The 26931-nt window shown below is 36.7% G+C and carries 24 protein-coding genes; 1 reads left to right on the top strand and 23 read right to left on the bottom strand.

Going from position 1 to position 26931, the window contains the following annotated elements; genetic code table 11:
- The 15 genes from VPAR_RS04080 to VPAR_RS04010 form a co-directional block, all read right to left on the bottom strand.
- Window positions 1-1182 (bottom strand): murein hydrolase activator EnvC family protein, encoded by a 1182-nt coding sequence (locus VPAR_RS04080; RefSeq protein ID WP_012864280.1) that lies wholly within the window; start codon window positions 1180-1182, stop codon window positions 1-3.
- A 5-nt stretch (window positions 1183-1187) separates the two neighbouring features.
- Window positions 1188-2075: a permease-like cell division protein FtsX gene (ftsX, locus tag VPAR_RS04075; protein WP_012864279.1), complete on the bottom strand. Its 888-nt coding sequence runs from the start codon at window positions 2073-2075 to the stop codon at window positions 1188-1190.
- Entirely contained in the window at window positions 2065-2751 is a 687-nt protein-coding gene (gene ftsE / locus VPAR_RS04070) for a cell division ATP-binding protein FtsE (RefSeq protein ID WP_012864278.1), read from the bottom strand. The genes ftsX and ftsE overlap by 11 nt, the downstream gene beginning before the upstream one ends.
- A 14-nt stretch (window positions 2752-2765) precedes the next feature.
- Window positions 2766-3698: a transketolase family protein gene (locus VPAR_RS04065; RefSeq protein WP_012864277.1), complete on the bottom strand. Its 933-nt coding sequence runs from the start codon at window positions 3696-3698 to the stop codon at window positions 2766-2768.
- Window positions 3698-4534: a transketolase gene (locus VPAR_RS04060; RefSeq protein ID WP_012864276.1), complete on the bottom strand. Its 837-nt coding sequence runs from the start codon at window positions 4532-4534 to the stop codon at window positions 3698-3700. Before VPAR_RS04060 ends, VPAR_RS04065 begins: the two co-directional genes overlap by 1 nt.
- Window positions 4535-4567: 33 nt before the next feature.
- Window positions 4568-5668, bottom strand: a complete 1101-nt coding sequence (gene csaB / locus VPAR_RS04055) for a polysaccharide pyruvyl transferase CsaB (protein WP_012864275.1) — start codon at window positions 5666-5668, stop codon at window positions 4568-4570.
- Window positions 5661-7703, bottom strand: a complete 2043-nt coding sequence (locus VPAR_RS04050) for a DUF5693 family protein (RefSeq protein WP_012864274.1) — start codon at window positions 7701-7703, stop codon at window positions 5661-5663. Before VPAR_RS04050 ends, csaB begins: the two co-directional genes overlap by 8 nt.
- A 12-nt stretch (window positions 7704-7715) precedes the next feature.
- Entirely contained in the window at window positions 7716-8411 is a 696-nt protein-coding gene (locus VPAR_RS04045; protein WP_012864273.1) for an LmeA family phospholipid-binding protein, read from the bottom strand.
- 8 nt (window positions 8412-8419) lie between these two features.
- Window positions 8420-9527 (bottom strand): peptide chain release factor 2 gene (gene prfB, locus VPAR_RS04040; protein WP_012864272.1). Its coding sequence is split into 2 segments (ribosomal slippage): window positions 8420-9469 and window positions 9471-9527, totalling 1107 coding nucleotides; the frame shifts between segments, so codons are not numbered across the junction.
- A gap of 120 nt (window positions 9528-9647) precedes the next feature.
- Window positions 9648-12083 (bottom strand): preprotein translocase subunit SecA, encoded by a 2436-nt coding sequence (secA, locus tag VPAR_RS04035; RefSeq protein ID WP_012864271.1) that lies wholly within the window; start codon window positions 12081-12083, stop codon window positions 9648-9650.
- A 218-nt stretch (window positions 12084-12301) separates the two neighbouring features.
- A complete protein-coding gene (gene hpf / locus VPAR_RS04030) occupies window positions 12302-12829 on the bottom strand; it encodes a ribosome hibernation-promoting factor, HPF/YfiA family (RefSeq protein ID WP_012864270.1) in 528 nt (175 codons plus the stop codon).
- A gap of 242 nt (window positions 12830-13071) precedes the next feature.
- A complete protein-coding gene (locus tag VPAR_RS04025; RefSeq protein WP_004693056.1) occupies window positions 13072-13269 on the bottom strand; it encodes a cold shock domain-containing protein in 198 nt (65 codons plus the stop codon).
- A gap of 506 nt (window positions 13270-13775) precedes the next feature.
- Window positions 13776-14501, bottom strand: a complete 726-nt coding sequence (locus tag VPAR_RS04020) for an amino acid ABC transporter ATP-binding protein (RefSeq protein WP_012864269.1) — start codon at window positions 14499-14501, stop codon at window positions 13776-13778.
- Window positions 14498-15154 carry an amino acid ABC transporter permease gene (locus tag VPAR_RS04015; protein WP_012864268.1) on the bottom strand — a complete coding sequence of 219 codons (657 nt, stop codon included), beginning with the start codon at window positions 15152-15154 and terminating at the stop codon, window positions 14498-14500. The genes VPAR_RS04020 and VPAR_RS04015 overlap by 4 nt, the downstream gene beginning before the upstream one ends.
- Window positions 15155-15165: 11 nt before the next feature.
- Window positions 15166-15972, bottom strand: coding sequence for a basic amino acid ABC transporter substrate-binding protein (locus VPAR_RS04010; RefSeq protein WP_012864267.1), 807 nt, complete (start codon window positions 15970-15972; stop codon window positions 15166-15168).
- A 902-nt stretch (window positions 15973-16874) separates the two neighbouring features.
- Here VPAR_RS04010 and VPAR_RS04005 point away from each other — a divergent pair.
- Window positions 16875-17477 (top strand): HD-GYP domain-containing protein, encoded by a 603-nt coding sequence (locus VPAR_RS04005; RefSeq protein ID WP_004693025.1) that lies wholly within the window; start codon window positions 16875-16877, stop codon window positions 17475-17477.
- A gap of 154 nt (window positions 17478-17631) precedes the next feature.
- On the opposite strand, the gene VPAR_RS04000 is transcribed toward VPAR_RS04005, so the two are convergent.
- Genes VPAR_RS04000 through infB form a run of 8 tightly spaced genes read right to left on the bottom strand, consistent with a single transcriptional unit; the run spans window position 17632 to window position 26930 of the window.
- The gene (locus VPAR_RS04000; protein WP_012864266.1) at window positions 17632-18327 is read right to left on the bottom strand and encodes a ComF family protein; all 696 of its coding nucleotides are present in this window, start codon (window positions 18325-18327) and stop codon (window positions 17632-17634) included.
- A complete protein-coding gene (recD2, locus tag VPAR_RS03995) occupies window positions 18327-20480 on the bottom strand; it encodes an SF1B family DNA helicase RecD2 (RefSeq protein WP_012864265.1) in 2154 nt (717 codons plus the stop codon). The genes VPAR_RS04000 and recD2 overlap by 1 nt, the downstream gene beginning before the upstream one ends.
- On the bottom strand, window positions 20480-21244 hold the full coding sequence (locus VPAR_RS03990; RefSeq protein ID WP_012864264.1) for a shikimate kinase: 765 nt from the start codon (window positions 21242-21244) through the stop codon (window positions 20480-20482). Before VPAR_RS03990 ends, recD2 begins: the two co-directional genes overlap by 1 nt.
- Window positions 21245-21257: 13 nt before the next feature.
- Window positions 21258-22190: a bifunctional riboflavin kinase/FAD synthetase gene (locus tag VPAR_RS03985; RefSeq protein ID WP_012864263.1), complete on the bottom strand. Its 933-nt coding sequence runs from the start codon at window positions 22188-22190 to the stop codon at window positions 21258-21260.
- Between the two features lie 2 nt (window positions 22191-22192).
- The gene (locus VPAR_RS03980; protein WP_012864262.1) at window positions 22193-23134 is read right to left on the bottom strand and encodes a tRNA pseudouridine synthase B; all 942 of its coding nucleotides are present in this window, start codon (window positions 23132-23134) and stop codon (window positions 22193-22195) included.
- Window positions 23135-23136: 2 nt separating this feature from the next.
- Window positions 23137-24078, bottom strand: a complete 942-nt coding sequence (locus VPAR_RS03975; RefSeq protein ID WP_012864261.1) for a DHH family phosphoesterase — start codon at window positions 24076-24078, stop codon at window positions 23137-23139.
- A gap of 17 nt (window positions 24079-24095) precedes the next feature.
- Entirely contained in the window at window positions 24096-24452 is a 357-nt protein-coding gene (gene rbfA / locus VPAR_RS03970; protein ID WP_012864260.1) for a 30S ribosome-binding factor RbfA, read from the bottom strand.
- Between the two features lie 9 nt (window positions 24453-24461).
- On the bottom strand, window positions 24462-26930 hold the full coding sequence (infB, locus tag VPAR_RS03965) for a translation initiation factor IF-2 (protein ID WP_012864259.1): 2469 nt from the start codon (window positions 26928-26930) through the stop codon (window positions 24462-24464).
- Window position 26931 lies beyond the last annotated feature (1 nt).

Genomic DNA, 26931 nt, shown 5'->3' with positions numbered 1-26931 from the left:
TTATAAATATCCCATAGGATCCACAGGATCCCCACTTATACGAACTTCAAAATGTACATGTGGCCCTGTACTATTGCCTGTGCTACCAGCATAGGCAATAACTTGACCCTTACCCACATCTTGCCCTTCAGAGACAGCAAGTTCAGAATTATGTCCATAAAGAGTAGACATGCCATTACCATGATCGATAACTACGGCATAACCATAGCCACCCATCCAACCCGACCAAGCAACAGTACCACCATCTGCAGCATGAACAGGTGTACCTTCATCAACACCAATATCAATGCCAGAATGATAAATTGTAGTGCCCCAAATCGGATGTGTACGATAGCCATATGGAGAGGTAATTTCACCACTTACAGGCCACCCAAGTTGACCAGACCCTTGTACCCAAGAGTAAGTTGGTGAAGATTGTTGAGCCGCTGCCGCAGCACGAGCAGCGGCACGCTCTGCTTGACGTGCTTTCAATAACGCTGTAATCTGTGCAGAAGATGCATTTAATTCTTCTACTGCTTGCATTGCTGTAGCACGATCATTTTGAGCCTTTTGAAGAACTACCTCACGTTCTTTCTTCTTTTGCTCTATTTCAGCTCGTTTTGCCGCAGCTGCTTTTTCAATCTCAACTAGTTTTGCACGAGACTGTTCTAGTGCTTGCTTTCGAGCCGCTATTTCAGCGCGCTCTTTTTTGATTTCCTCAATTAATTTAATATCAGAATCAATAATTCGTTTTAAAATTTCTAAACGATTAGCAAAGTCTGTAAAATCTTTAGATCCAATAACTACATCTAAATAACTTAAACGACCGTTAATATAAATATCACGTACACGCTTATAAAATACGGCTTCTCGCCCTTCTAGTCGCTTTTGTGCTTCAGCAAGTAATTTTTCATTCACTGTAATATCATTTTCAACAGATATACGTTGTTGTTGAATAGAATCCAATTGTTGCTGAGCCTGACGTAATTGTTCTTCGATTTGACGTAACTGTTCGGATACACTGACTATTACAGTTTCAGCATCTGCCTTTTTAGCATTTTGTTGATTAACTTGTTGTTGAATTGAATCAAGTTGATTTGTTAAATCTTCGTCCTCTGCAACGATGTATAATGGTGTTCCCAATACCACTATACCAGTCAAAATTGCCGCTACGAAGCGAGATTTAAATATACTATTATTCATAAACATTACACCTTCATGTATTGTTTCAAAGAAATAGTACTACCAATAGCACCTACTACTATGCCGCCACCTAAGATATAAAGGGCTACATCATAGAAGAATGGGAACATTGGTACTAAAGGGAAGAATGCTAATGATTCAGAAACTTCCAGTGTGATGAAGTGATAAAATTCACCAACGCAAAGAACGGCAATGATAGCACCAATTAAGCCTAACAACATGCCTTCAATCAAAAATGGCCAACGAATAAATCCATTAGTAGCACCTACATATTTCATGATTGCAATTTCTTTACGACGTGCGAATACAGTCAACCGAATTGTATTTGAAATGATGAATAGTGTTGCAGCTGCTAGGAAAGCAATCAATACAATCCCACCAATACGAATTACTTGCGTAATGCGGAAAAGCTCTTCTACAATATCTTGACCATAATGTGTACTTTCTACGCCTTGGAATGTCGTAGCTAATTTTGCAGTTGCTTTTACATCGCTAGGATTATCAAAGGTCAACACATACGAGTTAGGCAACGGATTAACATCACCTAAAGCATTTACCAATTGTTGCTGATCACCAAGGCGTTCTTTAAACTCCTTCATAGCTTGCTCTTTATTAACAAATTCTAAATGCTTTAAGTTAGGTATAGCCTTAATTTGCTTTCCTACTGCCATAATTTGATCAGTTGTTAAACCATCCTTTAAGTAAATACTTAACTGTACTTGATTTTCTAGACTGGATGCCATGTTATTCAAATTAATGACACCACAAAGGAATACACCGAGCATAAATAAGGATAAAGCCACTGTAGAAATGGACGCTAATGTCATAAGTCCATTACGTTTCATAGACTTCAGTGCTTCTTTAAAATAGTATTTTATCGTTCTAGGCTTCATTAATTTCTGCACCTCTCATATTATCACTTTGAACACGGCCGTCTTTTAAACGAATAACGCGTTTATTCAAGTATGAAACAAGATCCATATTATGGGTAACCATAATAACGGTAGTGCCGAAATTGTTAATATGCTTAAACAATTCAACAATATCCTTACTAGTATCAGGATCAAGGTTACCAGTAGGTTCATCAGCAATTAATACTGTTGGGCGATTAACAATTGCACGCGCAATAGCAACACGTTGTTGTTCCCCGCCAGAAAGATCCTCTGGTAAGTCATTAGCCTTCTCAGATAAACCAACAAGGTCTAATACATGACTCACCTTTTCTTTAATGATTTTTGGTTTTTCTTCAATAACTTCAAGAGCAAAAGCAATATTCTCTGCTACTGTTTTATTAGGCAATAAACGGAAGTCTTGGAATACAACGCCAAGCTTTCTCCGCAATTTAGGAATTTTACTGCGCTTCATACGCGTAACATCAAAGTCATCAACAATGACAGTACCAGCATCTGGCACTACTTCATGCGTTAATAACTTAAATAAAGTTGATTTCCCTGCACCACTGTGACCACAAACGAGAACAAATTCACCTTCGTTAATAGTTAAACACACATCGTCTAATGCAACAGAACCATTATCATAGACTTTACTAACATTCTTAAATTCAATCATGGGATCCCCTTTGATTATTTACGAGCGATTACACGTTTTACTGCTTCTACAATGTCATTTGCAGTTAAGCCATATTTTTTCATCAATTCTTTTGGTGTTCCACTCTCCCCAAATGTATCTTGAACACCAACGAATTCCATAGGTACAGGCTTATTAGCTACTACTACTTCGGATACTGCAGAACCAAGACCGCCAATGATATTATGTTCTTCGGCTGTAACAATAGCACCAGTTTCAGTAGCCGCTTTTACAATTGCTTCAGCATCAATAGGTTTAATAGATGCCATATTAATAACGCGAGCAGATATATTAGATTCAGATAAAGTTTTAGATGCCTCTACAGCAGGTCCAACTAATGCACCACAAGCAATAATTGTAGCATCAGAACCATCTACCAAAATAGTAGATTTACCTGGCACAAATGAGTAGCCTTCTGTTGTTACATCATCTACACCAGCACGCCCCAAACGAACGTATACTGGGCCGTTATAAGATGCAGCCCATTCGATAACAGCCTCTGTTTCACGCTCATCAGCAGGTACCACTACAGTCATATTTGGCAATGTACGCATACAGGAAATATCCTCTAAACTTTGGTGCGTTGCACCATCCTCACCAACAGTAATGCCCGCATGTGTAGCACATACTTTCACGTTTAATTTAGGATAGCATACAGCATTGCGGATTTGTTCAAATGCACGTCCTGTAGCAAACATGGAGAAAGATGATACAAATGGTATCTTACCTGCCGCTGCAAGTCCAGCACCAACAGAAATCAAGTTTTGCTCTGCAATACCTACGTTAAAGAAACGTTCTGGGCACACAGCTTTAAATGTGTCTGTTTTGGTAGATTTGGATAAATCCGCATCTAGTACGATAATATTAGTATTCTCTTTACCAATGCGAGCTAGCGCATTACCATATGCTTCACGTGTTGCTTTACCCATTATTGCACCCCCATAATTTCATTAACAAAGGCTACACCTTGCTCTTCACTTGGTGCTTTACCATGCCAGCCTGCTTGACCTTCCATCTCTTCAACGCCTTTACCCTTTACAGTATGCATGATAATACATGTTGGGCCTTCTGTAAAAGCTTTCGCAGTTTCAATAGCATTATGAAGCTCATCAAGATCATGACCATTAACTTCAATAACATTCCAATTGAAAGCTTTGAACTTTTCTGGAATTGGTAATGGAGAAAGAACTTTAGTAATATCACCATCAATTTGAAGACCGTTAAAATCGACAAAAGCTGTCAAATTATTCAGTTTATAAAAACCAGCAAACATTGCAGCTTCCCACACTTGACCTTCTTCAAGCTCACCATCACCAAGAATAGAGTATACACGGTAATCTGCATTATCAATTTTGCCTGCCAATGCCATACCACAAGCTGCAGAAATGCCTTGTCCTAAAGAACCTGTAGACATATCTACACCTGGTGTGTGTTTCATATCAGGATGGCCTTGTAACATATGATTAATTTTACGTAAGTTCAAGAGTTCTTCTTTAGGGAAATAACCTTTTTCAGCCAATGTAGCGTATAGTGCAGGCGCTGCATGACCTTTAGAAAGGACAAAACGATCTCTATTAGGAGCTTTTGGATTTGCTGGATCTACATTCATCTCAACATAGTACAACAAGGCCATCACATCGGCGATGGATAATGAACCACCTGGGTGACCGGATTTCGCTGCCGTTACAGACTGTACAATACCAACGCGAATAGCTTTTGCCTTCTCTTGAACTAATTGTTTAACATCTTGTGTTAATGTAGCCATAGAGACCTCACTTTCTGGATAAAATCCAATATATTAATAATCTTTAAGTAATGAAATAGCAATTTCTGCATTGCGTTGGGAATCTACACGCAATGATTCAATGCGATCATAAGATGCTTGATACTCCTCACGAGAATTCAACAATTTATGACACCATTGATATAAGGCTTCTTCACGCAAATGAGTCATTGTGCCAATAGGCTCTTGACCAATCATATGTAAAAAGCTTGTAATTTTAGGATCATAGGAAATACCAATAACTGGTTTTCCCATTAAAGAACTAAAAACTAAAGCGTGAAGACGTATACCAATCATGAGGTCCACATTTCCAGATAATGACACTTGTTGCTCTGTAGAGAACGGACCTTCTAGCACAATAGCGCCATTCGGCATATAGCTGGCAATGATCTTAGCCTCTTTTGTATCCTCAGGATGTGACATAGGAATAAAGATAATTTCCACATTATCTTGTTCTTGTAATCTGCTCAATACATTAGCTAAGGATTCTCTATACTCTGTATCCTCTTTCCAACTACGAACCGCCACACCAATTCGTTTACGTTGTTCATCTGCTTCAGATATTTTAGATATATACCCTTTCAGAATATGAGAGCCAATTGAAAGATCTGCTGGTTGCATGGCCAATACCGCATCTGCAGTAACTTCTACATCTTCAATTCCCAAAGAAACTAGTTCATCCTTTGAAATAGAATCTCTAACTGTAATAGTATCTACAAAACGCAATACAAATCCAACGGCACGACGTGTTGATGAACGATTTAAAGGACCAATACCTTGGGAGTATAGCATTACTTTTTTCCCAAGCAACTTTGCTAGCGCCATAATACTTAAGTAATAGTAAGTATTGCGAATACTAGTAGCATCTTGTAATAAACTACCACCACCACTAATAACAAGATTCGAATGAGCAATTGCTTTTAAGATACCCAATGCAGAGAATGTACCTACAGCATTAATATTATGCTTTTTACTAGTCTCTTTAGGATTACCAGAAATTACAGTAATATGTGCATCAGCCTCTTCTTTACGAATAGCATCGATAATAGCACAAAGCATGGCCTCATCACCAGCATTACCAAAGCCATAATAACCAGAGATAACAATATTACTCATGGTCAACCTCCCTAGCTTGGAACCATTGTGTTACGTACATCATAAACCGTACTGCGATGATAAGAAGCACTCCAAAAAGGGCGCCAATTAACAAACCATCATAACCACGCATGATGGACATGAACACTGGCGTTCTAAGATGACAGAAGGTTTCAACCATTGAAGCAATGCCAATAACACCAGCTAGAGTTAACAAGAAATGAATTACTGTAGGCCACTTACGCATGAACGCAAAGGTAGCTAGCATTAAAGCAGGATGACCAATAATGAACTCTTTTTCACGCGGTCTCGCATACATTGCATTTTCAAGAAAACGACGTAGCATAAGTTCAAAGCCTGGTACAGGAACACCTGCAGTGTGTCCACTACGGCCAACAAATACCCATACTGCGCCACCAAGTGCTGCTATTATAAAGAATACATATAATTTAACATCCATAGTTAAGAATTCCACTACAAATGTTTTCGCTTCTTCTTTGGAATTAATCATGCGGCCGTTCCACAATGGGAATCGTTGAAGGTACGCAATAATAACTAAAATAATTGGCAGAACAAAGGTCAACTTAACACCTCTAAAGAGAGCAAACTCCATAAAGAATTTCGTATTGCCCAATAAAGATGCGATATACATACCGCCAATAGCAGCAAATAATGCAGCAATTACAAGGTATAATAAGGCAAGAATAGTAGACTTAATGGCACCTAATGGACGTGCACCATCATAACGGCGCCACTCTTCCATCAAGCGTATCATAGCACCTACTGGAGCCATAATAGCACTAGATAGAGCCCATATTTGAGTAATTAAGGTACCACTTGTAAGAATAAATACAACAATGGATGCCAAAGAAATGCCAAAAAAGGCCACAAGTTGCGTATGCTTAGACATTGGTAACATCATTTGTAGAACATATACAAAAAGTGCGATAGCCCCGATCATTGTAATAACTACTAATAATGGATTTGGTGTATAAGCAGGATAAATATCCGCTGGACCAAATTCATAACCTTTTACAGCCAATTTCTCTGTAGCTATATTAATATAGTTGATTGTAGTCTGTAAAACAGTTTCATTATTTATACCTGTTTCATACATCGGAAACAAGTTAAAACGAATATTTCGTTCTATATCACTAATGTAAAAGCGTTGTGCCGCTTCTTCAGGGGTAATTTTCTTTAACTCCTCTTTAGCGATAGTATACACACGACCTACACTATAATTATTTTTGGCCGCCATTTCCAAGAAACCTTGTTGTGGCTCATACTGCAACTGATTTACAGCTTCGATACCAACTAGTTGAATATGATTTTTATTTAGTAATGCTAATGTTTCATCCGTTAAATTAGGTGCACCTAGAGCTTCTTTACCAGCAAAAATCATCCCTGTTACATGAGGAATGCCTTCAAGTCGTTTAAATACATATTGAATATCTTCAGATGTTACGTTTCTATAGTTTGTTGGACGAACGATAACATTGAAACCACGATCTGCAACCTCTTGTGCTTGCAACTTTGAAATACCAAGATTCATCTTTGCATAGCTATCTGCTGTTGCACCATACAATTCAAGAACAGGACCAATACTTGTATTAAGCTCTTTCACCTTGTCCTTGCCAATACGGTGGTATAAATCCTCTCGAATTTCTTTATAATAACCTTCTTTACCTGAAATTAATGCCACATAAGTCGCCCCAGGTTTAATCGCAGCGCCATTAACACGAACAGAGTCCATCTCTTCAGAGCTTAATACTTTAACTTGGCCCGCATCTTTTGCTTTTTCTAACGTGCGATCATAAATAGCAAAAGCAGTCACACCAGCATTACGTAATGCATCAAAAGCTTCTTGTTGACTACGCTTTTCAAAGGCGCTGGCTCGTAAAACTGCATCATAGTCTACAATATTTTCAATATGATTTTGAGATTTCTCAATCTGATGGCGTTCAAATACTAAGTATAAGGAAGATAAAAGACCTATAATAATACAAAGTATAAGAATCCATGAGTACTTACTTTTTTGTGTGTTCCGATGATTCACGACAAATCCTTTCTAGTTGAGTACAGGTTTAACTTTAATGAGAATTTCACCATTATCAACAGTCAAACTTTCCGCTTTTACAGGAATTGGAAAATTGTTGAAGTCATAAATTTGAGTACTTTCTAACACATTAGATGTCATACCAGGAATTGTAGCACCATTTATGGTGAACTTTTTAGGTGAAAACAATAATGTATTGCCCTTTAATTCTAAATTCCCATCTAATTTAACATCTCCTTTAAACACCATGCCTACATTCATTTTACCGGTTAGGCTGATATTATCTTTACTAATGTCAACTTGTACGTCTTGAATATCACTACCTGCTTCATTACTTAAGAAAGTCGCTAAATCAGCTTTATTAATAGTCCCATCAATACTAGCAGTCCCAACACTAACGATATCAATTTGTTGACTAGCTAATAAAGAAATTGGATTAACAAGAATTTGTTTAGCATCATATCGGAAGCTAGCAAAATTCAATTTACCCAGTTTAATATTCTCCAAAGTGCCATAAACACGATCCACCTCACCATATAAAATTTTGAAAGCAGGTTGAGCCTCAACATTTACTGTTTGAGCCGTTGGTTTCAATGTTTCATTTAATTGACTTTCAATACGAGAGCCAATAAAAGATGGTAATAAAAATTGGGATGCCACTACAAGAGCAATAATTAGCACTAATAGGAATAGTAAAAACTTTTTCATAGTATCTCCTAAATTGTTAAGTTAGCCTCTTTTTTTAAGAAACCTTCGATAAATGGGTCTAAGTTGCCATCCATAACAGCTTGAACATTACCAGTTTCTACACTAGTACGATGATCCTTAACAAGATTATATGGATGGAATACATAGGAACGAATTTGACTTCCCCACTCAATTGCTTGGTAGGTACCTCCAATCTGTTCTTTAAGTTCAGCTTGCTTTTCGAGCTCTAACTCAAATAGTTTCGCCCGTAACAAACGTAAAGCTTGTTCTCTATTCTGCATTTGAGAACGTTGTGTTTGGCATTGTACTACAATACCTGTCGGCTTATGTGTCATGCGAACAGCAGAATCGGTTTTATTAATATGCTGACCACCAGCGCCACTAGCACGATATGTATCAACTTGAACGTCTTTCATATCGATATTAATTTCCACAGTATCATCGATTTCAGGCATTACATCGACAGCAGCAAATGATGTGTGACGTCGAGCCGCAGCATCAAATGGTGAAATACGAACGAGACGATGTACACCTTTCTCAGACTTCAAGTAACCAAAGGCATTTTCACCTTTAACAAGGAATGTAGCAGATTTTATTCCTGCTTCATCACCAGGTTGTTCATCCATTAACTCGATGGAAAAGCCAGATTTTTCAGCCCAGCGCAAGTACATGCGAATTAACATAGAACACCAATCTTGTGCCTCAGTCCCACCAGCACCGGCATGAAATGTTAAAATAGCATTATTTGCATCATATTCACCACTTAACAATAAAAGTACTTCTTGCTTTTCCAAGGTTTCTTCTATTTGCTTAACATATTCCTTGATTTCACTCTCCATGGAGAGATCATCTTCATCTATAGCCATTTCAAGCATCACATTAGCATCTTCAATATCACTAACAAGTTGCTTATAGCTTTCTACAGCATTTTTTAATTGTGTGGCCTCTTGAGAAATCTCACGAGCTTTATCTGGATTATCCCAAAATGTAGGATCACTCATCTGTACATCAAGTGTAAATATTCGGTCTTCCTTTTGAGCGATGTTAAAGTGAATCCCTCATCCCATAAATACGTTCTTCTAAATTAGAAATAATCGGTTTTAGATCTTCTAACAATTTATGTTCACCACCTTTAGTTAATTAGTCTATTACATCAATAAACTATTACCTTAACAAAATAGAAAAATGGCCGTTGCCCAGTGGAAATCCCTTTGAGCAACGTGCCATTCACAAATCTTAATCTATGTTTTGTGGCTCCAACACATCTTCATGATGGGATTGTGCACCTTCTAAGTGATCAACTGGTTCTTCGATTTCTTGAATCAATTGTGCACGAATTTTGTATAATGCCATGATTGTCTCATCTTGAATAGCTGCAATCATGTTTTGGAACATATCAAAAGCTTCAAACTTATATTCTACCAACGGATTCTTTTGACCATATGCACGAAGGCCAATACCTTCTCGTAACATATCCATATTATCCAAATGTTCCATCCATTTATTATCAACAACGCGCAACATAATCGCCTTTTCAAGTTGACTAAACATAGCCTCTCCAAGCATATCAACGCGATCTTGATACTCTTCATGAGCAATTTCTAATAAGCGTTCTAATAAGTCTTGACGACTATATTCTTCCATATCTTGAGAAGACATAATCTCTTCTGTTAAGAAATATTGACTTAAATGTTTATAGAGACCTTCATAATCCCATTCTTCTGGATAGAGCTTTTCATCAGCATAAGCATCTACAGATTCGGTAACAAGCTTGTCAATCATTTCATTAATTGTTTCACGCAAGGATTCGTTACGTAAAATACGGCGTCGTTGTTCGTATAATACTTCACGTTGTTGATTCATAACATCATCATACTCAAGTACATATTTACGAATATTATAGTTATGATCCTCTACTTTCTTTTGAGCACGTTCAATAGATTTAGTAATCAAAGAATGCTCGATAGGTTCATCCTCTTCCATACCAAGTTTATCCATGATACCTGTAATATTGTCAGCACCAAAGATACGCATTAAGTCATCTTCTAATGATAAGAAGAATTGAGAAGAACCAGGATCCCCTTGACGACCAGCACGTCCGCGTAATTGATTATCAATACGTCGGCTTTCATGGCGTTCTGTCCCCAAAATGGCTAACCCACCTAGTTCTGGCACACCTTCTCCAAGAGTAATATCAGTACCACGGCCAGCCATATTAGTAGCGATTGTTACCATTCCCATTTGGCCAGCAGCTGCAACGATTTCTGCTTCTTGTTCATGATGTTTAGCATTCAATACTTTATGAGGTACACCTGCACGCAACAACATATCTGAAAGTTCTTCAGACTGTGTAATAGATGTAGTACCAATCAAAATAGGTTGCCCTATTTGGTGGCGTTCTACTGCATTACGTACTACGGCACGATATTTAGCAGCTTTAGTTTTAAAAATCTGATCTGGCAAATCCATCCGGATTAAAGGCTTATTCGGTGGAATTGGTATAACCTCTAATCCATAAATATCGATAAATTCTTTTTCTTCTGTTTTAGCAGTACCTGTCATACCTGCTAATTTATCATACATACGGAAATAGTTCTGGAATGTGACAGATGCTAAAGTTTGGCTTTCGCGTTCAACTTTCAAACCTTCTTTAGCCTCAATAGCCTGATGCAAACCATCAGAATAACGGCGTCCAAACATCAAACGGCCCGTAAACTCATCGACGATAACAACTTCACCATCTTTAACCACATAATCAGTATCACGATGCATCATAGCATAAGCACGCAAAGAAGCACCAAGCAAATGATTCAACTCGATATTTTCTGCATCATATAGGTTTTCAACGCCAAGCATTTTTTCAACCTTTGCGATGCCAGAATCTGTAGGGGCAATAGTTTTTTGTTTTTCATCGATAACATAGTCTTCATCTTTTATAAGGTGAGGAACAATTTTAGCCAATTTATAATAATTATCAGTGGAACGTTGACCAGGGCCTGAGATAATTAATGGTGTTCTTGCTTCATCAATAAGAATGGAGTCTACTTCATCCACAATGGCATAATTCAATGGTCGTTGTACCATTTGAACAACATCGGTTACCATGTTATCGCGTAAATAGTCAAAACCAAACTCATTATTTGTACCATATGTAATATCACACGCATAGGCTTCTTTACGTTGATTAAAGTCAAGATTAGCCACAATAAGACCCGTGGAAAGTCCTAAGAAATTATATAAACGTCCCATTTGCTCGCTATCACGAGTCGCCAAATAATCATTTACTGTTACAACGTGTACACCCTTACCGGTCAATGCATTCAAATATACGGGCAATGTAGCTACTAATGTTTTACCTTCACCAGTACGCATCTCCGCGATATTACCATTATGCAGGCAAATGCCCCCCATTAACTGTACATCGAAATGACGCATGCCTAAAACGCGTTTAGATGCTTCACGAACTACAGCGAATGCTTCTGGCAATAGGTCGTCTAACGTTTCCCCTTTTTGTAAACGACGTTTAAACTCATCAGTTTTTGCCACTAAGTTAGCATCACTTAATTTAATATAATTAGGTTCAATTTCATTAATATGATCTGCAATAGCACGCATTTTTTTAATTTCTTTTGCGTTATTATTGCCTAATAGCCTTTGTAAAAAGCTTAACAAACAAATCACTCCTCTACGGGACATCTTACATTATTTTATCTAACTTATTATAACGAAAAAGCCTTGAATAGTCAAAGAATTCAAGGCATTTCAAGATTATTTATAGTATTATTTTTGCAAAAAAGGTGGATGACTATTTTAAGTCATCCACCTTAATATAATAATCGGCTGATTTAAAGTAGAAAGGAGTTAGGATTAAGTTCAGCCGACATTATATATTATTGAAGTTCTGGCTCGATCAAACCATAGAAACCATCATGTCTACGATAAACAACGTTCATCGCTTCAGTTTCAGCATTAAAGAACATAAAGAAATCGTGACCAATAAGATTCATTTGTAAAATCGCTTCCTCAACATCCATAGGGCGCACAACAAAGTGTTTGCGTTTTACAACTTCAATAGTTTCTTCTTCCACAGGAGCTGCCAAAGCTTCAGGATGGAAAGCTTCTTGTTTTTTGAAACGTTTAGCTAAACGAGTTTTATATTTATGGATTTGACGAACAATTTTATCTACTACTAAATCAATAGCTGCGTACATATCATCGTTAGTTTCCACACCACGAAGAACGATTTTATCAACAAAACATGTAAGTTCAATTGTAGATTTATCTTTTACAACGGATAAAACCGCTTGTGCATCTAACTCATCATCGAAGTAACGAGTCAATTTACTCAATCTTTTTTCGATATATGCTCTTAAGGCATCTGTCACTTCAATGTTTTTTCCTCTAATTGCTACTTTCATAAGTCAACACCCTTTCTAAAAATCATCCACGAGATGCGAGTGTGTGGTATTATATAACCTTATCTCTCGTGTTATATTTAGTATTTCTACATCTAACTGTAAAACTCCTTCTTTTTTATCTAAAAATTTTATATTTTTTGTAGAATTATGTATAAAATGTATATAGAAAATCAAAAAACCCCGATAGTATATACTATCGGGGTCCAATTATATATTGTTTTTATAATTTTTTTGGTATGTAGTTACGCTTTAACAACGTTAGCGGCTTGAGGTCCACGGTTTCCATCAACAATCTCAAATTCTACATTTTGACCTTCAGTCAAAGATTTGAAACCTTCGTCTTGGATTGCAGAGTAGTGTACAAATACATCGCTACCGTCTTCACGTTCAATAAAACCATAACCTTTTTCTGCGCTGAACCATTTTACTTTACCTAACATGGTAACATCCTCCTAAAAATATATATATTGTCTTACTGTCTTGCTCTATATGTGTATCATAACACAGCATGTATAAAATATCAAACAACAATATTTACATTTTTAATGAATATACAAACACTAGAAATAAGAATATCATTTGCTGTAAATCTCAAAAATCCCTATATCTATACATGTCATAAATAATTATATAAGCTCTATAAATTAATTGTATATTTTTATAATCATAAAAATATGTGAATTAAAAATTATTGTTTTTAAAAATGACTGTATAAATTATTGTTATATCACAAATATTTATAGCAATAATCGTGTTTTTCAGATTAATCTACCCTGTAAATCTTTATACAAACTCTTTATAATTAATAAATTCACTCTAAAGGTTATCAAATATATTAATAGATATTAAGCTATACATATATAATATAAATAGATAGGTTAAATTTAATGTAAAAAAACAGGAAGCAATTTCTAATTCTAGAATTTGCTTCCTATAATTATATTATTTAATCTAACAAAATTTTATCTAAGAATGATTTTGTTCTTTCATTCGTAGGTGCATCAAATACGCGTTCAGGTGTATTATCTTCTAAAATCAAGCCACCATCAACAAATAACACTCTATCCGCTACCTTTTTCGCAAAGCCCATTTCATGAGTAACGATGACCATCGTCATACCTTCCTCAGCTAAAGACTTCATAACATCTAGCACTTCACTAACCATTTCAGGATCAAGAGCTGAAGTAGGTTCATCAAAAAGCATTACTTTTGGTTTCATAGCTAAAGCGCGAGCAATAGCAACACGCTGCTTTTGACCGCCTGACAAAGAATCAGGGTATGCGTTGGCTTTATCCGCCAAACCTACTCGATCAAGTAAAGCTTGACCTATCTTCTTAGCCTCTTCCATAGATGTTTTACGAACCTTAGTTTGTGCTAAGGTAAGGTTTTCCATAACCGTCATATGTGGGAACAAATTAAAGTTTTGGAAAACCATTCCTACTTCAGCACGAACGTCATTTAACTTTTTCTTATCAGAAAGATCCATGCCATCTACGATAACCTTACCAGATGTAGGTTCCTCCAAGTAGTTCATAGTGCGCAGTACCGTACTTTTACCAGAACCAGAAGGACCGATGATTACAACAACTTGACCTTGTTCAATATGTAAATTAATACCTTTTAGTACTTCATTTTTACCAAAAGATTTATGTACATTTTCTAATTTAATCATTTAATGCTATATTTCCTTTCAAGATATCCAACTAATTGTGAGATAGTCACTGTCATAATAAGGTAAATCACAGCAACCGTACCCCAGATTTCAAAGGATGCATAGGTTTTAGCAATGATTAATTGACCACGACGTGTCAACTCCTCGAAACCGATAACAGAAACTAAAGAGGAATCTTTCAACATGGCAATAAATTCGTTCCCTAACGGAGGAATAATTGCTTTAAAAGCTTGAGGCATAATGATGTAACGCATGGTTTGTCCCCAAGTTAAACCAAGAGAACGACCGGCCTCCATTTGACCTTTATCAATAGATTGAATACCAGCACGGAAAATTTCAGATACATAAGCACCAGAGTTAATACTACATGCGGTAACAGCCGCAATATATGGATCAATCCGTTGACCTGTAATCATAGGCAAGGCAAAATAAATTAGGAAAATTTGCACCAGTAATGGTGTACCACGAATGATATCTACATAACATTTTGCAAGCAATCTAACTAATTTAAATTTAGATAAATTTGCTAAAGATACTAAAAGACCGATAAAAAAGCCACAACCTACAGACATGGCTGTAATTTCTACAGTCACTAGAGCACCTTGTAGCAAGAGCGGTAAATTATCCGCAATTAACCCCCAATTAAAACTCATAATCTCTCCTATTATTTAAATTCTAAAACTACTGGCATATCAGCAGGTGCATCTACATTAAACCATTTTTTATATAATGTATTAAATTCACCATCAGCCTTCATATCAGCAATTGCTTTATTGATTTCTTCTTGCAATGCTTTGTTATCCTTATTAATTGCTAAGCCCAAGTATTCTTTAGTATTTGGATATGCCATAAATTTAATATGTTGGTCAGGATGCTTAGTACTGTAATATTGAGCTACAGGTAAATCGATTACAGTTGCATCTACTCCACCATTTTGTAATTCTAACAAAGCTTCATTACTATGGTCAAATTCTTTTACAGTAGTACCTTCAATTTTATGAGCTAAATCTGCACCAGTAGTACCTAATTGGGCTGCAATTTTTTTACCCTTTAAGTCATCAAGAGAATTCACAGCCGTTCCATCTTTATATACTACTGCTAAGGCATTTTCATAATAAGGAGAAGAAAATAATACTTTTTCACTTCTCGCTTTTGTAATAGTCATACCAGATGCAGCAACATCAATATCATGTGTGTTCAAAGCTGGAATCAAAGCATCAAAAGCTACATTTTTTAGCTCTACATCTTTATTAATACGTTTACCGATCGCACGAATCAATTCAATATCAAAACCTGTATAATCTTGAGTTTTTTCATCTTTAAACTCAAATGGAACAAATGTAGCATTAGTGCCAACGATAAGTTTATTAGATGTAGGTTGATTAGAGGAACCACATCCACCAACTAAAGAAGCAGCCATCACTAACATACAACCGCCAAGAATTATTTTTTTTACTTTGCTATTTAACATATTATCAACCTCATTATTTTAACTTACTACTACTTTATAATAGTATATAGATTAAGTATAATTATGTCAATAATTTTGTATATAATTTTAGATATAATCGCAAAATCACTATATTTATATTTTAAGTTTATGCATTATTTGTATAAATATTACGGCTATGTATAAAAACTTTCCCATAGTTAGTGGTTTTCTATAGATTTTATAATATACAACTGTATAAAAAAAGCACATGAGAAAAGCCTCATGTGCCCCTATACGGCTGACCTGGTCTTTGCCCCCACACTCGCCTGCTGGAAGGTTCGCTCATAAGTCCAAGACTCCCCACTACTACCTCTCTCGATTTTATCGGCAGGACTTACACCTAAGCCGCACCATGCTCACAACCCTTTGGGCTGCTTATGTGGATCGTTTTGCCTGCGACTAGCCTCGACTTTCAACCACAGACCCGTATAGACGTATTATAAAGAATAACAGTATTCATGTCTAGTTTTACTATTATTTTAAAAAATTTTGATTATATAGTTAAGTAGCCAAACATATTTTTTTACCAAACATACTATCGCATAATTCTTAGAACAATGAGAATAAATTTTGCAACCCCTATTTGTTGATGTATAGAAAATTGGAATAGAAAACCTAAAATATTCTTCATAATATTTTAATATTTCTAAAATCACATTTTTTAAGTACCATATCTAGTGGATTCTTAAATTGTCAATTAGTTTTTGTATGCCAAATATGAATACAACATATTTGTAAGAACATACGTATCATACACAAAAAATTATTTATGGTGTATAATTTGTATACTGTTAAATTAGAACGGCCTAAAGTTGTACGATATGAACATAAGTACGAGGGGTTGTACCATATGTTCAGTTTGTTAGTTAGAGGGGTTTATTATGTTTATGTTATCATTGATGCAACCATCAGGTTTGTATGAACTGGAGAAAGACAGTTTAGAAGCCATAAGCGCACAACTTTTACAGATGATACAAATGAAAAGCTATCATCTCTATACACATTCTATTCAGGTTTCAAACTATGCTGTTAGCATCGCAGCTAAAATGGGTTTACCATTAAATGAAATTGAACAGATTCGTCACGCAGCTTTACTTCATGACGTGGGTCTATTAATGGTTCCTAATGCATTAATCCAAAAATCTCCATATCTTAATAAGCAAGAAATGTCTAAGTATAAACAACATGCTGCAAGTGGTGCCAATATGATTGAAAACTATCCTTGCTGCCAACAAATTTTACCTTATATTCGTTATCATCATGAAAAATGGGATGGTTCTGGTTATCCCAAACATTTACGTGGTGCCAATATTCCGTTAGGAGCTCGAATTATTGCTGTAGCAGATTACTATGATACAACAGTTAATCCTTCTACTGAATTTTGGGCTAAAACAAAAGCTAAAGCAAAAGAAGAACTTTTTAGTGCGTCCGGTTCTCTCTTTGATCCAGATGTTGTTAAAGCATTTATTGATGTACTTGGCTAATATGTTAATTAAGCGTTCACCTTCAGGTGAACGCTTTTTTATATACTAAGTTAACTATTTCTTTTAGAAACATTATCGCCATAATTTGATATGAATACATTTTATAATGCTACTATAAAATCAAATATTATATTCCTACATTTAATAGTAAAGATTAGAAACTACCACTAGCTAGCGTAAGGGCATCAACGCGTAAAGCGTTATGTTTTTGCAAGACTTTTGCTACGGCTTCAATTGTAGCACCTGTAGTATATATATCATCTACGATTAAAATATTCTTATTTGTCAAATCAATATCCTTGTAATCGGCGCGTATAACAAAAGCATCATCAATATTTTGATGTCTTTCTTTATTTGTTAATCCCCACATATCTCGAGAAGTATCAAACTTGTATATACAATCTAACCATTTAAAGTTTTTTCTATCTATCTCCCATAAAGAATGAGCCCATTCAAGAAAGAATAAATCTACTTGATTATATCCTCTCTTAGCTTTTTTCTTTTCGCTAGATGGTACGGGAACAATATAATCATACATAATTTTACAATTACTGTTCACAATGTTAGACTCATTATATTTCATGTAAAAGTTGTACGATACTAAAAAAGGAGCGGCCCCTTTGGACTGCTCCTTTTTTTCATTAAATTTTACATCGTAAATCATAGACTTTAGACCACCACGATATTCGGCCAACACACATACATCATCTACATAGTGTAAAAATTTATGTGGTATATGACGAATATGTAATAAATCTGTAAAACAAGCTTTACACCAATCCCCTTGTGTTGCCACAGGTGCACCACAGTGAGGGCATACAGGTGGAAATAGGAAATCCCAAAGACTCATTACGAATCACATCTCCCTTGTAGTCGTTCTTTAAACAATGTGTAACGTTCATCGGCATTAACAGTACGCACAGCACGTTCAACTGCGCTCGTAGTACCAACGATGATTACTTTACGCTTTGCCCGTGTAACAGCAGTATACAACAAATTACGTTGTAACATGCCACCATAACGTGGAACAAATGGAATAATAACTACACCATACTCACTACCTTGACTCTTATGAACTGTAATAGCATAAGCAGGCATAATCATATGTGCTTCATCGATAGGTAGACGAACCTCTTTATGGATAAATCGAATACAAATATCGGTCCGCGTAATAGCATAGATAACGCCAATTTCGCCATTAAACACTTCTAACTCATAATCATTGAGAATTTGAATAACCTTATCCCCAACGCGATACGTAATGCCATTGACACGAACTTCTCCCTTATAGCTGTCTGGAGGGTTTACGGCTTGTTGTACATATTGTGATATCAATGTACTACCTGCTTCACCACGGCGCATAGGAGAAATAATTTGAATATCTAATTCATCCTCTATCGTCTCTTGTTCACGTTTATATACATCAATGATGGCTTTCATCATCATATCATAAGATTTAACAGGAATAAAAGAAAACTCTTCGCTCACACCTTCCAGGTTAGGCATTTCACCACGGTTAATTGCGTAAGCACTTTCAACGATAGTATTACCAGAGCTTTGACGATAAATCTGATTAAGTCGTGTATAGGGCACACAATCACTATCTAATAAATCTTTTAATACGAACCCAGCACCTATAGGTGGTAATTGATCTACGTCACCCACAATAATGACATGGGCTTCCTTTGGAATAGCAGCCATCAAAGAATAGAATAAACGCACATTAAGCATAGATGCTTCATCGATGATAATGACATCTATATCTAGAGGATCATCTTCATTCTTTGTAAAGTCATAGGAGTCACTACCTTGAACAGGTACCAATAGACGATGAATTGTAGTAGCTTCAAACTCAGTGGCCTCGGTCAGACGCTTTGCAGCACGTCCCGTAGGAGCACAAAGTATAATGCGCCCCAATCCACCGAGTTGGAAACCTTTTACTAGCGCCTTGATGATAGTTGTTTTACCTGTACCAGGACCACCAGTTATAAGAGAAAACTTTTCAAAAAATGAGAGCTGTATAGCTTCTTTTTGAGCATCACCAAAAGTAATGTAGTTGTCTCGTTCAAACTTTTCAATAAAACTAGAAATATCTAATGCTATTGGATCAGCTTGTAATAGAAACTCACGAGTATAGTGGACCCCTTCCACTTCAGAAACATACATCTCTGGCGGATAGATATATAAGATGTCTTCATAATACGTACTATACAGTGCACCTTGTTCCAGCAAACTTTCAATAAAGTTCGCAATATCATCTACATCAGTTTGTAATAAATCGTCAAGTCGACCGATAAGTTGGTCTACTGGTAAACATGTATGACCTTGATTATCTAAACTACGTAGAATCCATTCTAAACCAGCCTCTAAACGGCGTGTATCACTACCATTAATACCAAGATGCTCTGCTAGTGTATCGGCCGTACCAAAGAGCATATCCGGTGCTACACGTAATAATGTATAAGGATTATCCTCTATAACTGCAACTGACTGCACACCATAATAGGTATATACAATGCGACTCCATTTCGATGAAATGTGATGACTTTCAAAAAAATGATTTAAATCGGATAAAATACCTTCACCAAGTAAGGTATTAAATAATTCATCCTTAACACTCTTTCGGAGACCTGGAACATCCTTAATCTCTTCTGGACGTTCTTCCCGTAAAATTTCTAAAATACGAATACCGAAATACTCTAGTACCTTCTCTACGGATTTTTCACCAAAACCTTTTATTCCTAGATTCAACAAATAAGTCTTGGCAGCACCCATATTATCAGGTTTTAACTTTTCAACACTGCTCGCATCAAATTGGCGGCCGTACTTTTCATGTTCTACATAGCGGCCCCGTACTTCGATGTCTTCCCCTTCTTTAGGAGACTCAAATTTGCCAGTACAAGTAATGTATTCCTCATTATAATCTTTTAGGATAAACACGCAATATGTACGTTGTGTATTCTCATATATAGTTCGGTATACAAATCCTCGTATGGCGTCCATTATTTCTCCGTATTCGGCAAGGCTTCAATAATTTCTTGCACTGCATCGGTAATACTGCCTTCGTTACCAATTTTAATATGTGCTACTTTTTCATATAAAGGATATCGTTCTTCATATACATTAAAAATATATTCGATACTTTCTTTTACAAGCGGACGAATCTCTAGATCCAAATCATCTAAAATATGATTTACATCGCGGTTAACAAATACAACAAGACCATTATTGCGCATCAATTTAACAGTTTTGTTATAGGTAACCGTACCGCCACCTGTAGCAATGACAGATGGTTTATTATGAATTAATTCTTTAATTGTAGCATATTCATATTCACTGAAAGCATCTTTACCATCGTAAATATAGATATTTTGAACAGATTTACCCACTTTGTCTTGAATCGTTTGGTCTAAGTCAAAAAAATCTCGCCCCAACTCTTTAGCTAGAACCTTACCAACAGTAGTCTTACCTGCGCCAGGCATACCAATGAGAAAAATATGCTTATGCATGTGTTCTTTTAAGAACTCATTACTCATAGAAACGACGGTTTTTATATAATTTTCAACATAAGGTGCTAAAACTTTATCTTTACAATTTTGAGTATGTAAAGCAATGATACTTTCGTCCCGTTCTTCATCAATAAGTGGTAAATGATGTTCATCCTTATATTTACCAATTTCTTTAATCAATGTGAGTCGCTTTTCAAACTCCGTAACTAATACAGAATCAATACTATCTATCTGTTTTCGAGCTTCTTTAATATCCATGAGAACCCCCTTTTTATGCATTAGCTAAAATAGCTAGAGCCTGTTCTTCATCTACCTTCATTTGATCGATAAGGTCTTGTAAGTTATTAAATTTAACTTCTCCTCTAATATAAGAAATGAACTGTACAATCACTTCTTTTCCATATATATCCTGGTCAAAGTTAAAAACGTGTACTTCACATCTATGGTACTGATTTCTAAAGGTTGGATTATCTCCAATATTGCCTACCCCATCATACCAAATACCACCAATACATACACGATTAGCATAGACTCCATCTGGAGGTGTAGCCATTTCATTAGGAAGTAATAGATTTAATGTTGGAAATCCTAATGTGCGTCCCCGTTGATCACCTTTAATCACAGTTCCTTTAAACTGGAATGGCCTACCTAGCCAATGATTTGCATCCTCCAAACGTCCTTCATGAATAGCCTTTCTAATTTCTGTACTAGAAATAGGTGTACTACGACCATCACATGGCAGTAAAGGCTGTACAAGAACTCGTATATTCTTATCCGCTACCACTTTTTTCATATATTCTGGATTGCCAAGCCCCTTTGCACCAAATGTAAAGTTTTCACCAATTACAATAGCTTCCACATTCATATCATTGCAGAGATCATGTAAGAATTCATCTGCAGTCATTTTTAATAATGCTTCAGTCATAGGTAATCGTAAAATATAGTCAACTTTGAGCTCTTCTAGCACAGTATCCATAATCTCTTCTTGAATCACCCGTTTAGGTACTCGTTCTGGATGTAATATAGTCAACGGATGATGTTCAAAGGTAATGATAATACTTACGCCATTGATTGATGTAGCCTCTTCAACAGCCTTACGTATAACTCGTTGATGACCTCGATGAATGCCATCAAAGGTACCAAGGGCATATACTTTTGTATCTTTGATTTGACGTAGTTCATCAAACGAATGTATTTGCTTCATACTTATCCTTCAATAAAAATATTTTTTTCCACCTTTAATGAGTGGTTTGTTCGTCTCATAATACCTATGAAACCAAGAGGTCCATAGGCTCTATAAAAATTATCTGGCTCGGTAAAAGAAAATTCCCTTTCAATAGGTAATTCCTTCCCTTGCACCATCATCCTTAATTGTACACTATTTACAGTCACTTTTGAAAGATGAGAAACCGCCGCATCCGTTGGTAACAAAAGGCTTTTACCATGTAGCATTATCTCTTCAGCCATCTTAGCGGAACCGATGTCAAAAGGCCCTACTTGAGTACGTGCCAAAGAAGTCATAGTGCCAGGAATACCTAAAGCAATACAAATATCGCGTAATAATGAGCGAATATAAGTCCCCCCTGTGCATGTCACGCGAACCGTGAAAAAAGGGAATCCATAAGCAATGAGCTCAATATTTTTAATATGAATTTGGCGTAATGGTAGCTCCACAGGAATACCTTTACGGGCATATTCATAAGCTCGAATGCCGTTTACTTTAATAGCTGAATACTTAGACGGTCTTTGGTCCTGAATACCTGCAAATTTTTTCAAGATACTAACCAGTTCTTCAAAGCTTGGTTTAACCATAGTTGCTGAGATCTCTGTAGATTGAATAGCTTGATTCAATACAACGCCATCACGCAATACCATATTAGTATCTGGCAATACAGTTTGTCCTGAGCTATCTTCAGTATCTGTAAAAGTACCCAATTTACATTCTGCTACATAAGTTTTATCAAAATCCTCGGTGTATTCTATAAGGCGAGTAGCCTTGCCAAGAAATACAGGCAATACACCATAAGCCATAGGATCTAATGTACCACTATGACCAATGCGCTTTTCTTTTAAAATACGACGACAAATAGCAACGGCATCATGACTCGTAATACCAGGAGGTTTTAAAAATGGTAAAATGCCATCCATTATTAAATCACCTCAATGAGAGCCTGTTTTGCTTCTTGTAACGGCAAATTAATAGTACATCCAGCAGCACGAATGTGACCACCTCCACCAAAATGGCTTGCTACAGCGTTCACATCAATACCTTTAGAACGTAAACTTACACGTGTTCTATTATCAGCTTCTGCTTTTAATAAAATTGCCACATCTACAGTATCAACATTTCTAATAATGTCTACAAAACCATCTGTATCATCGCCAAGAATATTCATGGCATCACGATTTAGCTCGATAGTGGCCACTGTATTATTTTTATGAAACTCGATAGTTTGCATAACTTGTTTTGTTAATTCTAAGCGACTGGCAGATACGGCTTCAATGGTTTCAGAAATAACATTTGGTCTAGCCCCTGCAGCTACACATTTAGCAGCCATCTCAAGGGTATTCGCCGTAGTATTACTAAACTTAAAGAAACCGCAGTCCGTAGCTATCGCCATATATAACGCGATACCCATAGACTCAGTGATAGGCCAATTCCATTTTGTACATAAGTCGGTAACAATTTCACCAGTAGCAGCAAAGTCAGGCTTTAAATATAGATAATCCGCAAATTCCGTATTAGAAATATGGTGGTCTATATTAAAAATAGGTGCACTCCAGAGTGCACCTACTTTGCCAATTCGCTCATACGTGCTAGCATCCAAAACCATTAGCATATCAATATCAACTTGATTAGTTTCAAAATAGGCGACATCATGGATGTGGTCCGTATACCGTAAGAATGAGTACTTCTCAGGAACTACATCATCTACTACCATATATACAGTTTTACCTTGCCCCACAAGGGCTTCGTAAAAGGCAACCATGGATCCGATAGCATCGCCATCAGGTCTAACATGGACGGTTAGCATAATAGAATTAGCTTCACACAGAGCCATATGTAATTGATTAATAGTAATCTTACTCATGTTCTGTATCCTCTGTTTTAATTTGTTTCTTCGTCCTTTTTAATTTCGTTCAAAAGGGATTCAATATGCATGCTATAGTCCAAGGACGTATCCTTATCAAAAGTGATGGAAGGAATATGTCGCAATTTAAGTACCTTTCCAAGCTCGGTACGAATATGTCCAGCCGCATGCTTTAATGCGATAAGGGTATCTTGTTTTTCCTTATCGGAACCAAACAAGGAAACATAAATCGTAGCTTCACGCAAATCACCTGTTACATGAACATCAGTAATTGTGGTAAAACCGATGCGAGGATCTTTCAATCCACGCATCAACATTTGACTTACCTCTTGTTTGATAAATTCTTGTAATTTTCTGACACGAACATCACTCATATAAACCTCCTATAATTGAGGTGCAATTTCTTCCATCAAGTAAGCTTCAATAACGTCGCCTTCCTTAATATCGCGGTATCCTTCTAAGGAGATACCACATTCAAAGGATGTTTTAACTTCCTTAACTTCATCTTTAAATCGACGTAAAGAATCAACCTTACCTTCAAATACAACGATGCCGTCACGAATTAAACGAACTTCAGAGTCGTTAGTAATACGACCTTCTGTTACATAAGAGCCAGCTACAATAGCCTTTGGTGTGGAAATAACCTGACGCACTTCTGCACGACCTACGACAACCTCTTTAAATTGAGGCGCCAACATACCGCGCATAGCAGATTCAACGTCATTGATAGCATCATAAATTACACGATATGTACGCAAGTCAACCTTTTCTTGTTCCGCTGCACGTCGAACATTAGCATCAGGGCGTACGTTGAAGCCCATTACAATCGCATTAGATGCAGATGCCAACATGATATCCGATTCATTAATGGCACCTACTGCAGCATGAACAATAACAATACGAACCTCAGGGTTTTTGATGCCTTCTAAAGATTGACGCAATGCTTCTACAGAACCTTGAACATCGGCTTTGATGATAATATTAAGATCCTTCAACTCGCCTTGTTGAATTTGGTTGAAAATATCATCTAATGTAACTTTATGTGTAGCTTGCAATTCTTGAACCCGTTGCTTAGCAACACGTTTTTCAGCAATTGCACGTGCTTCGTTGTCATCCATACCATTTATAATTTCACCGGCTTGTGGAACTTCGGAGAAGCCCAAAATTTCTACCGGCATAGATGGACGAGCAACTTTTACTTTTTCACCGCGCTCATTTGTCATGGCACGTACTTTACCGTATGCAGTACCAGCAAGTACTGTATCACCTACACGAAGAGAACCTTTTTGTACCAAGACAGTACATACGGCACCACGACCTTTATCAAGTTGAGCCTCGATAACTACGCCATATGCCTTACGGTTAGGGTTCGCTTTCAATTCCATAACTTCTGCTACGAGCAAGATATTTTCAAGTAAGTCATCAATACCTTGTTTTTGTTTAGCAGATACTGGAACCATAATTACATCGCCGCCCCATTCTTCTGGTAAAAGGCCATGTTCAGACAATTGTTGTTTAACATGGTCTGGGTTAGCACCTGGTTTATCCATTTTGTTGATGGCTACAATAATAGGTACATCTGCAGACTTCGCATGATTAATAGCCTCGATAGTTTGCGGCATTACACCGTCGTCGGCAGCGACTACAAGAACTGCAATATCCGTAGATTTCGCACCGCGTAGACGCATAGCAGTAAATGCTTCATGACCTGGTGTATCAAGGAATGTGATTTTATTATCCTTGTAGCGAACTTGGTACGCACCAATATGTTGAGTGATACCACCAGCTTCGCCAGCTGTTACATTAGTTTGACGAATTACGTCCAACAAGGATGTTTTACCATGGTCAACGTGACCCATGATAGTTACTACAGGAGGTCGTGGTTTTAATGTTTCTGGTGCATCTTCAATTTCAATAACATCTGTAGGGTCTTCTTCAGGTTCTACTTCAGTTACAGTTACACCGAACTCTTCAGCCACGATAGTAGCTGTATCTACATCAACCTCTTGGTTAATGCTGGCCATAACACCTAAAAGCATCAATTTTTTGATGATTTCAGATACTTCGCGACCCATTTTTTCAGCTAAGTCTTTAACAGTTAGAGGCCCGCTCAATTCAATTTCTGTAGCAATTGCTGCTTCAGCTTTACGTTCAGCTTCTGCTTTTTGTTGTAGGTACTGCTCGTTACGATGTTTTACGCGATTTTTCTTTTTTTGCATAGATGTAGATAACAAGGATTGGGGGCGGTTATTACCACCTTTTTTATTTTTCTTGTTACGGCGATCATTATTAGAATTGCGGTTATCGTTATTGCGGTTGTCGCTATTACGATTATCGTTGTTTCGACTGTCATTGTTACGCACATCATTAGAACGACCGTTATTACGGTTATCATTATTGCGGGTATTATTAGGGCGATTGTTAGCACGGTCTCCACCATGTTGCTTACCATCGGATTTGCGTGTAGGCTCAGAGATTTGTACATGACGGACATTGCCTTTTTTATGGTCCTTTTGTTTAGATTGATCGTCTTGTTTTTGACCAGCTTGTTTGTGTTTATCTTTTTTCTGTTCGTTAGAACGATTTGAATGCTGTTGTTTATGTGATGCAGCTTCCTGTTTATGGGCTGCAGTTGGAGCAGATTTCGATTCTACCTTTTTTTCTTTTTTTTGTGCTACTTTAGGAGCTTCAGATTTTTTACCTAATTGTTTTTTTACAATTTCATAACCTGAATCATCTACAGAATTAACTGCTTTAGTAACATTAATATTATGTTGTTGCAAGATAGAAATGACCTGCTTACTTTCAACGCCGAACTCTTTGGCGATTTCATGAACGCGTTTTTTGGACATC

The sequence above is a fragment of the Veillonella parvula DSM 2008 genome (assembly GCF_000024945.1).
GTDB lineage: Bacteria > Bacillota > Negativicutes > Veillonellales > Veillonellaceae > Veillonella > Veillonella parvula.
This window is presented reverse-complemented; position numbering and strand designations above follow the sequence as displayed.

Coding starts and splice junctions, on each gene's coding strand:
- VPAR_RS04080 (WP_012864280.1), bottom strand. CDS start 1,182: ATGAATAATAGTATATTTAAATCTCGCTTCGTAGCGGCAATTTTGACT.
- ftsX (WP_012864279.1), bottom strand. CDS start 2,075: ATGAAGCCTAGAACGATAAAATACTATTTTAAAGAAGCACTGAAGTCT.
- ftsE (WP_012864278.1), bottom strand. CDS start 2,751: ATGATTGAATTTAAGAATGTTAGTAAAGTCTATGATAATGGTTCTGTT.
- VPAR_RS04065 (WP_012864277.1), bottom strand. CDS start 3,698: ATGGGTAAAGCAACACGTGAAGCATATGGTAATGCGCTAGCTCGCATT.
- VPAR_RS04060 (WP_012864276.1), bottom strand. CDS start 4,534: ATGGCTACATTAACACAAGATGTTAAACAATTAGTTCAAGAGAAGGCA.
- csaB (WP_012864275.1), bottom strand. CDS start 5,668: ATGAGTAATATTGTTATCTCTGGTTATTATGGCTTTGGTAATGCTGGT.
- VPAR_RS04045 (WP_012864273.1), bottom strand. CDS start 8,411: ATGAAAAAGTTTTTACTATTCCTATTAGTGCTAATTATTGCTCTTGTA.
- hpf (WP_012864270.1), bottom strand. CDS start 12,829: ATGAAAGTAGCAATTAGAGGAAAAAACATTGAAGTGACAGATGCCTTA.
- VPAR_RS04025 (WP_004693056.1), bottom strand. CDS start 13,269: ATGTTAGGTAAAGTAAAATGGTTCAGCGCAGAAAAAGGTTATGGTTTT.
- VPAR_RS04020 (WP_012864269.1), bottom strand. CDS start 14,501: ATGATTAAATTAGAAAATGTACATAAATCTTTTGGTAAAAATGAAGTA.
- VPAR_RS04015 (WP_012864268.1), bottom strand. CDS start 15,154: ATGAGTTTTAATTGGGGGTTAATTGCGGATAATTTACCGCTCTTGCTA.
- VPAR_RS04010 (WP_012864267.1), bottom strand. CDS start 15,972: ATGTTAAATAGCAAAGTAAAAAAAATAATTCTTGGCGGTTGTATGTTA.
- VPAR_RS04005 (WP_004693025.1), top strand. CDS start 16,875: ATGTTTATGTTATCATTGATGCAACCATCAGGTTTGTATGAACTGGAG.
- VPAR_RS04000 (WP_012864266.1), bottom strand. CDS start 18,327: ATGAGTCTTTGGGATTTCCTATTTCCACCTGTATGCCCTCACTGTGGT.
- recD2 (WP_012864265.1), bottom strand. CDS start 20,480: ATGGACGCCATACGAGGATTTGTATACCGAACTATATATGAGAATACA.
- VPAR_RS03990 (WP_012864264.1), bottom strand. CDS start 21,244: ATGGATATTAAAGAAGCTCGAAAACAGATAGATAGTATTGATTCTGTA.
- VPAR_RS03985 (WP_012864263.1), bottom strand. CDS start 22,190: ATGAAGCAAATACATTCGTTTGATGAACTACGTCAAATCAAAGATACA.
- VPAR_RS03980 (WP_012864262.1), bottom strand. CDS start 23,134: ATGGATGGCATTTTACCATTTTTAAAACCTCCTGGTATTACGAGTCAT.
- VPAR_RS03975 (WP_012864261.1), bottom strand. CDS start 24,078: ATGAGTAAGATTACTATTAATCAATTACATATGGCTCTGTGTGAAGCT.
- rbfA (WP_012864260.1), bottom strand. CDS start 24,452: ATGAGTGATGTTCGTGTCAGAAAATTACAAGAATTTATCAAACAAGAG.
- infB (WP_012864259.1), bottom strand. CDS start 26,930: ATGTCCAAAAAACGCGTTCATGAAATCGCCAAAGAGTTCGGCGTTGAA.